General features: G+C 59.1%; 6 protein-coding genes. All 6 read right to left on the bottom strand.

Translation table 11 applies throughout. The features are described from left to right. Positions 1–211 precede the first annotated feature (211 nt). The gene (locus ACQ4W6_RS25465) at positions 212–1,291 is read right to left on the bottom strand and encodes a tartrate dehydrogenase (protein WP_436569948.1); all 1,080 of its coding nucleotides are present in this window, start codon (positions 1,289–1,291) and stop codon (positions 212–214) included. Positions 1,292–1,329: 38 nt separating this feature from the next. Beyond that, on the bottom strand, positions 1,330–2,808 hold the full coding sequence (locus tag ACQ4W6_RS25460) for a DUF3482 domain-containing protein (RefSeq protein ID WP_436569947.1): 1,479 nt from the start codon (positions 2,806–2,808) through the stop codon (positions 1,330–1,332). Positions 2,809–2,816: 8 nt separating this feature from the next. Next, positions 2,817–4,295, bottom strand: coding sequence for a DUF2868 domain-containing protein (locus ACQ4W6_RS25455; RefSeq protein ID WP_436569946.1), 1,479 nt, complete (start codon positions 4,293–4,295; stop codon positions 2,817–2,819). 62 nt (positions 4,296–4,357) lie between these two features. Beyond that, entirely contained in the window at positions 4,358–5,047 is a 690-nt protein-coding gene (locus tag ACQ4W6_RS25450) for a phosphatase PAP2 family protein (protein ID WP_436569945.1), read from the bottom strand. Positions 5,048–5,272: 225 nt separating this feature from the next. Further along, positions 5,273–5,869 carry an ATP-binding protein gene (locus tag ACQ4W6_RS25445; protein WP_436569944.1) on the bottom strand — a complete coding sequence of 199 codons (597 nt, stop codon included), beginning with the start codon at positions 5,867–5,869 and terminating at the stop codon, positions 5,273–5,275. A gap of 50 nt (positions 5,870–5,919) precedes the next feature. Further along, positions 5,920–6,237, bottom strand: a complete 318-nt coding sequence (locus ACQ4W6_RS25440; protein WP_436569943.1) for a hypothetical protein — start codon at positions 6,235–6,237, stop codon at positions 5,920–5,922. Positions 6,238–6,363: the final 126 nt, after the last annotated feature.

The raw sequence follows: 6,363 nt of genomic DNA, 5'->3' as shown, positions 1-6,363 counted from the left end.
GCTTTCGCGCTATCGACAAAGCGTTGTGTTTGTCAGCTGCGAAGAAGGAAGAGTATGAAGCGTTTCGGCTACTTTGTCAACCTTCGTTTTTCAGCGCATTGCGCTTAAAAACTTACTACCCAGCCCCTGAAGGCTGTCCCTTTTGTGCCGCAAACTAGTGCGTCTCATCGGGGAGGCGAACTATAGCAAAGCCCCTCGCAGGCGGCAAGCTTTATTTCAGCAAGTCTGCAATCGCCATGCCAACATCGGTCGTACTGGCGTTGCCACCCATGTCGGGCGTGCGCGGACCGTGTTCGAGTACCTGTTCGATGGCGCGTAAAATCGCATCATGCGCGGCCCTGTAATTGGCATCGCCATTGCCCAGGAAGTCGAGCATCATGGCGCCCGACCAGATCATGCCGACCGGGTTGGCGATATTCTGGCCATAGATATCCGGTGCGGAGCCGTGTACTGGTTCGAAAAGGGACGGGAAAGTGCGCTCGGGATTGATGTTGGCCGACGGCGCAATGGCGATCGTGCCCGTGCAGGCAGGGCCCAGGTCGGACAGGATGTCGCCAAACAGGTTCGAGGCCACGACCACATCGAAGCGCTCGGGACTGAGTACAAAACGTGCCGCCAGAATATCGATGTGGTACTTGTCCCAACGCACATCGGGAAACGCTGGCGCCATCGCTTCCACCCGCTCATCCCAGTACGGCATGCTGATGGCGATGCCATTCGACTTGGTGGCCGACGTCAGGTGTTTCTTGGGCCGGCTTTGCGCCAGCTCAAACGCATATTGCAGGATCCGGTCCACACCCTTGCGCGTAAAAATGGATTCCTGCAGCACCGTTTCGCGCTCCGTGCCCTCGAACATGCGCCCGCCCACGGAAGAATATTCTCCTTCCGTATTTTCACGCACCACATAGAAATCGATATCGCCCGGTTTTCTATTCGCCAGCGGGCACGGAACGCCAGGCATCAGCCGCACGGGCCGCAAGTTGACGTATTCATCGAATTCGCGGCGAAATTTCAATAATGATCCCCACAGCGAGATATGGTCAGGCACTTTGTCTGGCCAACCCACGGCGCCAAAATAGATGGCGTCGAAATCTTTGAGCTGCGCGAACCAGTCCGATGGCATCATTTGGCCATGTTCCAGGTAATAGTCGCAATTCGCCCATGCCATTGTGGTGAACTGCAGGTCGATATGGAAACGGCGTGCGGCGGCCTCGAGGACACGCAAGCCCTCCGGCATGACTTCATTGCCTATGCCATCGCCGGCGATGACTGCGATTCTGTGTGTGGCCATGGGTAATCCTGTTGGTGAGATGCGATGCACGCCAGCTTTTACACCAGGCGCGCCACATCCGGATACAGGCGTGCCAAGGTATCGGACGCAATGGCCGTGATGACAGGCAAGACACGCTCGACCGCCTGCTCCGGTGATTTTTCCCGACGCACTTCTTTCCATAGCTCTAATAAAGCACCATCATGGCGCGCCACCGCTTGCTCGACTTCATCTTGCCAGAATGCCGGCGCTTCGCTTTCAACGAAATTGCCCCGGCCACGGCCAAAGTGCGCGACGGCCAGATAGCGCAGTACACCCGCGACCACCAGGGTGCGCAGGAAAGCATCGGTAAATTGCATGATGGGTTCATTGCGGTCCGTGCTGGAGTTAAAACCCCAGGCGGCGCCCGCGAACGTCAATGCACCGACCACGCCGCCCAACAAAGCGCCCGTACCCAAGGTCAGGCCACCGGAAATCAGGTCAGCCGACAGTCCCGTCGCCGCGCCGGAAATCATGGCGCCCAATAAACCCGCTTGCGCCTTGTCGATCGGTGCGCGGACGGCGAAATTTTCCCGCACCCGAGCATTGATCTTATGCGCATCGGTGGGGTCGAGTTTGTGCAGGATCAATAGTTCACGCGTGGTCACGCCGCTGCGCGCATTAAGCCGCGTCACGAGGTTGGCCATGGCCTTTTCCTGGCGCAGCTGTTCTTCATTCTTGCCGATACCCACCGCCTGCAAGGCCGATTTCAACAAGCCCCTGGAGATGGGGTCGATCGCCTCGCTATCCTGCGCCGCTACCGCCAGTTGCGTAGCCAGCAAATGCATGGCCTGCTGGAAACGCGCCGCATTCTGCGCTTGCCAAGTCGCAAATAGTCGCGCATAACCAGCCTGTTGCGATTGCGGCAGCAATTTGCCCACGGCTTCGTAAAACACGCGCTCATGCACCCAACAGCGGGCGAAAGCGTCGAGCGCCAAGACATCGCGCACAATGGGATACTGCTGCAAATGCTCGCGCCAGCGCGCCTGTTCGCTGTGTTCTGCATCGCCCGACCATGGCGGCCCCATCTGATTAAGCAAGACCACCACGGGCTTACCCAGCCATTCAAGGATTTTCATTTCCGCCGGCAAGTAGCCCGCATCGCGCGGGTTTTCCGAGGAATTGACCAGGTACAGCACCACGTCGGCCGCATCCTTGGCCGTGCGCAAGGCCTGCTGGCTGAGCCAGAAGGGACGGTCGCGATAACGGTCCAGCACTTCGCGCAGGAACCAGCCGATGGGATTGCCTGACTGGCCCAGGCGCTTGAGTAGGCGCACGGAGTCGCCAAAGCCGGGCGTGTCCCACAGTTGCAAGGCATCGCCCTGCGGCGTGGCCAGCAAGGTATGCGATTCTGCAAACACCGTCACGTGGGCGGCGTCGCGCACTTCGCCGATATCCACGCCCACCAAGGTGCGCGCCAGAGTCGTCTTGCCATTATTTGTATGCGAAATCAGCGCAAACTGTATCTGCACCGCATCATCCTGTCCGTCTTTATTCATATTCACACTCATACTGCTGCCGACACTTTCAGCCCGATACCGGCGTCGAGCGGATGCAGGGCAGGATTGAGCAAATTGACCAGGGTGGCCGTCGTCTTGTGGAATTGGCAGAACTGTTGCCACAAGGCCACGCGTTCCGCCAGGCGGGCGCCATTGTCCACCTGCTCGCCAGCATGCTCAAGGTAACTGGAATCGTCGATCAGGACGGCAATGCCGCGCGTCGACGACTGCACCAGATAATCGAGAAAGGCGCCGTGATTTTCCTTTTCCGGCGTCGCCGTCAGATTGAACAGCACGGCCGTGATATTGACTTGCGGATCATTCAAGTCCGTGCCGCGCAGGACTTCCTGCGGCTCTTCGCCATAGGACGTCGATGGCCGCAGCATCATGCGCCCCTGCTCGCCGAACAGCATGATGGACAGCTGGCCCAAGCCCTTGTGACGCGCCTCATCGACGGTAAAGCTGTAGGGCAAAACGCGCAGCATGCCCCCCGTGGCCACGCCGATGCTTTCATTGAGCTTGCGGAAATACGGTTGATCAAGATCAAGCGGGAAGTGTTTCGCCAGGCGCGCGGCGCGCCAGTTGCTGGCCAGGGCCAGAATCAGGCGCGGCACCACCACCAGCAGGAAAATCGTTGCTGCATACAAATGTACCCAGCGCGCGCCGCCTTCCACGGTGGTGGTTTGCGGGAAACGCAGCGCTTCGATTTCCGCCAGCGAAAAGCCTTGCAGATGAAACAAGGCGAGGGCTGGCGCAAACAAGGTCGAGAGCAGGCTGTGCACCTGGCTGGCATTCAAAAAAGTGCTTTCCCAGCCGGCCGCATATTGCGAGAGGAAGCCGCGCGCATACAGCGAGGCAACGGCACCGATGGCAAACATGGCGGCGCTCAGGTGGATGGTGCGGCTGAGACGAGCGGCAGTCAGCTTGGCGCTCAGGTGCGCCCATTCGCCCATGAAACTGAGCAAGCCCGTCGACAAGGCGTGCGGCAGCTTGCGCGGCAAGGCCAGGCGGCCAACGCTCAGGTGGCGTACCAACCCTGCTTTCGGCCAGCCCAGCTGATGTGAAGGAATGCACAGCCAGATCAGCAAACCCAGGTAGACCAGCACATTCCAGGCGATAATCAGCAGCAAGGGTGCCGACAACAAATCGACGCGATGGGGATCCGTGATGCGGTCGAGTCCGGCTCCCAGCAGCAGGGCCAGCAGGGGCAAGACCAGCGCCAGGGTTTTCATGCCGTTGCGGCGTTTCGCAAAAGCGGCGAAAGCGGGTGTGCGCTCGGTGATCCGCTTGAGGATCAGTTCGGAGCGCTGTTGCAAGAAGTCATCACCCGTAACTTCGGCCTGCTTGCCGGAAGCTTGCCATTGGGCAAGCTCGCGCGCGCTGCGGCTGGCATACATGCGGTCGTCATCGCTGAGGACTTCTTTTTTCTGGTCAGCCGTCTCGATAGCCCGAACCAATACCACATCTCTCGCAATCTGCTCGTTCATGGTGCTCCTGTTTTTGTATGAAACGACAACTCGACAGGCAGATTGTGACGTACTTTTGTGTTTCAGGCCAACGCGTCGTCGGCTTTCAACAGTTGATACAGCAGATAGACGAAGAAGGAGGCGATCCAGGCCGACCACAAGGTATGCGTAAAGAACTGTGCACCTTGCATCTGTTGCAGCCAGCCAACTCCCAAGCCGCACAGCAACATGACGCCGGCGGCCAAGGCCGCCAAGCGGGGTTGGCGCGGCCAGAAAAACAGCGGCAAGGCAAGCAGACACCAAGCATGGCTCGCCTGTGTGGCAGGTAGGCACACCGTGGCGGACGCATGCGCCGGCGCGGTTTCCAGCAGGCGTGCATACGGCTCCAGGCCGCCATAGCGCAGCAAGTCGCCAGGGCAAAGCACGCCGCTGAAAGTAGACAACAGATCAATACTGAGCGGCACCAGCATGGCCGACAGCGCCAGGACGCGCAAGGCCGTGCGGTGCGATACGCACCAGTGCAAAGGACGCAGGGTGTCCCAGATGGCCAGCAATATCGCGGCGGCGGCCAGCATCGTCATGCCGGACTGAAAACTGCCCGTCAACGCATTGGCATTGACGGAAAACTGCCCGCGCGCGCTATCAAACATGCTGTCAGCGAGTGTCAGGTCGAAATTGCTGTAATTACCAATCCCAATGATCAGCATGGCCGACAACATCAACGCGCTATCGATACCCTTGGGTGTTTTGAGGAGCTTCAGTGTGGCCAGCATGGATGTGCACAGTTACTTGATGAGATGAAAAGAACCGGCCGCATGACGGGCAGCAGCCACGAGAGTCATCGTACAGTGTCAATATGAAGAGAATATGACGCTTCCCCACCAAAAACAATGGCGTGGCAAGATGAGCTTCGAGGGCGACCATACAGGCATGCAAGTGAAATGCACGTCAGCTGCTCGTTAAGTTTTCGTGAAGTACACGCACAACACGAATGAAACTTACATAAAATCAATACGCAGCATGGTGCCGCCGCCGGGACGGACGCTGAACGCCAGGCTGGCGTCCAGATACAGGCAGATACGCTGCACCAGCCCCAGCCCCAGGCCAGTGCCGGAGGAGCCACCGAGATTGGCCGGTATCGGCTGATGCAGCAGGCGCGCTCTCGCCGCCTCGGGCAAGCCGGGCCCCGTGTCTTCGACAATCAGCGCGCGTCCGGCGAGGCGTACGATGACTTCGCCTTGCATGGTGTATTGGCAGGCGTTGCGCACCAGATTACCGATGGCGGCGCTCAGCAACTCACGCGGGGCGTTGACCAGAAAGTCATCGCCGCCCGCAAACACGAGGGTAAGCGGTTTGCCTGCCGTATACGATTGATAGCGCAGGCACTCTTGCCGCGCCAGTTCTGCCACGGAAAGCGACGCGCATTCCAGCAACTCTGGCGCACGTGCCAAGCGCAGCAGCACCGTCACGGAATCGCTGGCTTCGCGCGCGGCCCGGTAAATCCGCTCGGAGGCGGCACGCACCACAGGGTCGCGGCCACCTTGTTCCATCAGGATTTCTGCCGCGCCCGTAATCACGGTCAGCGGGGTGCGCAACTCGTGGCTGACATCGCCCGTGAAAAACCGCTCACGGTCAAGAACTTCCGTTAACTCCGTCGTACGTGCAGCAAAAGCACGCGCCAGCATCCCCAGTTCATCGGCACTATCTTGCAGCGGCAGCGCCGCCTCGCCCGCCTTGACAGCCTGCGCAGGGCCATGATTGGCGCCACCAGGCGGTTGGCGATGAAGGCCCCCAGCAGGGAAGCACAAATCAGGAAACCGATAAAGCCCAGGGCAAATATGCTGTAGACCATCAGTTCGATTTTTTCATATTCGGTGGCATGGTCGATGACGACGAAGTCGCCATGCACATCGCGGCCGACAAGCACGTGCAAATCGACGCCATCGACGGTTTTTTCATGCATGCCGGGTATAGTGGATCCCGAATCTGAGACGATGGTTTAAGCTGTGGTCCGTGAAGGGGATAACAGCAAATGAGTGAAGGTAAAAAACGCAGGGTGCATACGGCCGAGTTCAAGGCCAAGGTCGGT

It is taken from the genome of Janthinobacterium woesei, assembly GCF_051380875.1.
In the GTDB taxonomy this organism is placed as follows: Bacteria; Pseudomonadota; Gammaproteobacteria; order Burkholderiales; family Burkholderiaceae_D; genus Janthinobacterium.
Note: the sequence above shows the minus strand (reverse complement) of the source record. Positions and strands in the feature narration are given on the sequence as shown.